This window comes from Kitasatospora sp. NPDC098652 (genome assembly GCF_044760155.1).
Lineage (GTDB): Bacteria > Actinomycetota > Actinomycetes > Streptomycetales > Streptomycetaceae > Kitasatospora.
Genome location: NZ_JBIWAQ010000058.1, coordinates 1 through 4,199, shown reverse-complemented (window position 1 = coordinate 4,199; position 4,199 = coordinate 1). Strand labels below are relative to the sequence as shown.

The window sequence follows — 4,199 nt, the reverse complement described above, 5'->3', positions numbered from 1 at the left end:
AGGTCCGACACCTCACTACCCGCCACGGCTCCCCGGGTGACGAAGACCAGACGCGCGTCGACGAAGCGCGGCTCCGCCAGCCACTCCTGCACCAGTCCCAGCGCCCACGCCGTCACCTCGTGCACGTCCTCCGGCGTCGAACCGCCCGCCACCGGGACCACCACGGCCCCCGGCACGTCGTCGCCGCCGAGCTCCAGCAGTTCCGACAGTTCCGCGACCTCCTCCCCCAGCGTCACGACCGACACGCGCTCACCCGCGCGCGACGGCGCCGGCACCCACTCCAGCCGCAGCAGCGAACCCGCGGCGGCCGGTCCCTGTGCCACGGCGCCCGGCTCGGCCAGCGTCAGGCCCTCCGCCGACAGCACCGGCTCCCCGGCGGCGTCCACCAGGGCGAGCGCGAGGGTCTCCTCGCCCGTGCGCACGAGCCGGGCCCGGACCACGGACGCGCCCGAGGCGTGCAGCGTCACCCCGGACCAGGCCGTCGGCACCAGCCCCCGGCCGTCCGCCCGCACCACGGCCGCCAGCAGCGCCGGGTGCACGCCGAACGCCGCGGCCTCGTCGGCCGTCCCGCCCGGCAGGACCGCCTCGACGAAGGTCTCCTCACCGCGCCGCCACACCGACCGCAGCCCGTCGAAGGCCGGGCCCAGGTCCGCCTCCTCCCGGATCCCGGCCAGCTCGGCGACGACCGCGCCCTTCGGCGGCCAGACCGAGGCGTCGAACTCCGCCGTGCGCTCGCCTCGGACGAGCTCGCCCGAGGCGTGCTCCGTCCACGCAGCGTCGACGTCCGCGTCCGCGTCCGGACGGGAGAAGATCCGCACCGGGCGGACGCCGGAGGCCTCCGGGGCGTCCACCTGGATCTGGACGACGACCGCGCCGTCCTCGGGCAGGACGAGCGGTTCGGCGAGCGTCAGCCGCTCGACCCGGTCGCAGGCCACCTGGTCACCGGCGCGGACGGCCAGCTCCAGGAACCCGGTCGGCGGGAACACGGCCACGCCACCCACCCGGTGGTCGCCCAGCCACGGCTGCGCCTTCAGCGACAGGCGGCCGGTCAGCAGAGTGCTCCCGGCGTTCGCGAGCGCGACGGTCGCGCCCAGCAGCGGGTGTTCGGCCGGCGACAGGCCGGCCCCGGTCACGTCGCCCACGCGGCGGGAGGGGCGCGGCCAGTAGTGCTCGTGCTGGAAGGGGTAGGTGGGCAGGTCGGCGCGCTGGGCGCCGGTGCCGTCGAACAGCCGGGCCCAGTCGACGGGGACACCGGTAACGTGCAGGCGGGCGAGCGCGGTGACGAGGGTGTGCTCCTCGGGCCGGTCGCGGCGCAGCAGCGGGAGCGCGGGGGCCTCAAAGTCGTGGCCGTCCTGCTGGGCGAGGGCGGCGAGGATGCCGTCGGGGCCGAGCTCGAGGAAGGCGGTGGCCCCGGCCTCGCGCAGACTGCGCAGGCCGTCGGCGAAGCGCACGGTCTCACGGACGTGACGTACCCAGTACTCGGGGGTCGTGAAGTCGCCATCCAGGGCGCCGGTGAGGTTGGAGACCAGCGGGATCGAAGGGGCCCGGTAGGTCAGGCCGTTCAGGACCTCGCGGAAGTCCGCCAGCATCGGCTCCATCAGCGGCGAGTGGAACGCGTGCGAGACCCGCAACCGCGTGGTCTTCCGGTCGGCGAAGCGCGCCTCGATCCGCGAGACCGCCTCCTCCGCACCCGAGACGACCACCGACGTCGGGCCGTTGACAGCGGCAATCGACACCAACTCGCCCAGCAGCGGCAGGACTTCGTCCTCCGCCGCCTGCACGGCCAGCATCGCGCCACCCGAAGGCAGCGCCTGCATCAAACGACCCCGCGCACGCACCAGCGCGCACGCGTCCGCCAGCGAGAACACCCCCGCCACATGTGCCGCCGCCACCTCACCGATCGAGTGCCCCGCCAGGAACTCCGGTACCACACCCAACGATTCCAGCAGCCGGAACAACGCCACCTCGACCGCGAACAACCCCGCCTGGGCATGCTCCGTCCGATTCAGCAGCTCCGCATCGTCACCCCACACCACCTCCCGCAAGCCCGGCTCGAACTCCGCGCACACGGCATCGAAAGCCGACGCGAACACCGGGAACCGGGCGTACAACTCCCGCCCCATCCCCAACCGCTGCGACCCCTGCCCCGAGAACAGGAACGCCGCCGACCGCTCCCCCGCCACCCCACGCGCGGCCTCGGCCCCGTCCACCAGCACCGCCCGGTGCCGGAAGCGCGACCGTCCCGCGAGCGACAGCCCGACGTCCACGGGAGTGCCACCGACCCCGGCCAGCCGCTCCAGCTGCGCGTCGAGCGCCGCCTGCGACTTCGCCGACACCACCCACGGCACCACACCCGGCACCACCGACGGACCGTCAGCCGCAGAGCCCTCCTCGGGAGCCTCCTCCACCGCCTCCTCGACGATCACGTGCGCATTCGTCCCACTGATCCCGAACGAGGACACGCCCGCGCGGTGCGGCCGGTCCACCTCCGGCCAGGGGCGAGCCGAGGTGAGCAGCTCGACGGCCCCCGCCGACCAGTCCACCTCGGCGGACGGCGCGTCGACGTGCAGGGTCTTCGGCAGCACGCCGTGTCGCAGCGCCATCACCGTCTTGATCACGCCGGCCGCGCCGGCCGCCGCCTGGGTGTGCCCGATGTTGGACTTCAGCGAGCCCAGCAGGAGCGGCCGTTCGCGGTCCTGCCCGTACGTCGCGAGCAGGGCCTGGGCCTCGATCGGGTCACCGAGCGGCGTGCCCGTCCCGTGGCCCTCGACGGCGTCGACCTCTCCGGCCGACAGCCCGGCGTTGGCGAGCGCCTGTCGGATCACCCGCTGCTGCGAGGGGCCGTTGGGCGCCGTCAGCCCGTTCGACGCGCCGTCCTGGTTGACCGCCGAGCCCCGGACGACCGCGAGGACGCGGCGGCCGTTGCGGCGCGCGTCGCTCAGCCGCTCCAGCACCAGGACGCCCACGCCCTCGGCCCAGCCCGTCCCGTCCGCCGCGTCGGCGAAGGCCTTGCAGCGCCCGTCCGGGGCCAGGCCGCCCTGCCGGGAGAAGCCCGAGAAGCTCATCGGCGTGGACAGGACGGTCACCCCGCCCGCGAGGGCGAGCGTGCACTCGCCGGCCCGCAGCGCCTGCGACGCGAGGTGCATCGCCACCAGCGAGGACGAGCACGCCGTGTCGACGGTGACGGCCGGACCTTCCAGGCCGAAGGTGTACGACACCCGGCCGGACAGCACGCTCGCCGTCAGGCCGGTGGTCGCGTGGCCCTCCATGTCCTCGTCCGAATTCATCACCACGCCGACGTAGTCGACGCCCGCCGTGCCGACGAACACGCCGGTGCGGGTGCCCCGCAGGCCGCTCGGGTCGATGCCGGCCCGCTCGAAGGCCTCCCAGGACGTCTCCAGCAGCAGACGCTGCTGCGGGTCCATCGCGAGGGCCTCGCGCGGGGAGATCCCGAAGAAGCCCGCGTCGAACTCGCCGGCCGCGACGAACCCGCCCTCGATCGAGGCGCTGCTGCCGCTGCCCTCACCGAGCAGCGCCGCGATGTCCCACCCCCGGTCCGCGGGGAACCCGGTGATGCCGTCCCCCCCGTCCGCGACCAGCCGCCAGAGCTCCTCGGGGGTGGTCACCCCGCCCGGCAGGCGGCAGGCCATACCGACGATGGCGATCGGCTCGTGCCGGCCCGACTCGGCCTCCAGCAGCCGTTGGCGGGTCTGGTGCAGGTCGGCCGTGACCCACTTGAGGTAGTCAACGAGCTTGCTGTCGTTCGACATGGGGGGTGGTGCCTTCCTGTGATGAGGCGTGGTCGGTCAGCTGTCGCTCAGACGGCCGAGCTCGTTGTCGATGAAGGCCAGGACCTCGTCCGCGCTCGCTGCTTCGAGCCGCTCCGCAATGGCGTCCTCGGCATTCTGCGCGTCCTGCTTTCGCAATTTCTCCAGCATTCGGCGCAGCCGGAGGGAGACCGCGTCGCGCGTCGCCTCGTCGGTGTCCGCTTCGGCCAGGACCGCGTCCAGCCGGTCGAGTTGGCCGAACAGCGCCGTTCCGTCCGCCGCGTCCTGCTCGTCGAGGAGCACGCCGAGCAGGTGGGCGCCGAGGACGGCGGACGTGGGGTGGTCGAAGACCAGGGTCGCCGGGAGGCGCAGGCCGGTGACGGCGGTCAGCCGGTTGCGCAGTTCCAGCGCGGTGAGGGAGTCGATGCCGAG

General features: G+C 74.1%; 2 protein-coding genes. Both read right to left on the bottom strand.

Features of this window, described 5'->3' with window-relative positions:
- Positions 1-3,770 (bottom strand): type I polyketide synthase (locus ACIQWA_RS40870; RefSeq protein WP_402492253.1); only part of this gene is annotated, 3,770 nt, incomplete at its 3' end.
- 36 nt (positions 3,771-3,806) lie between these two features.
- Positions 3,807-4,199 (bottom strand): phosphopantetheine-binding protein (locus ACIQWA_RS40865; RefSeq protein WP_402492251.1); only part of this gene is annotated, 393 nt, incomplete at its 5' end.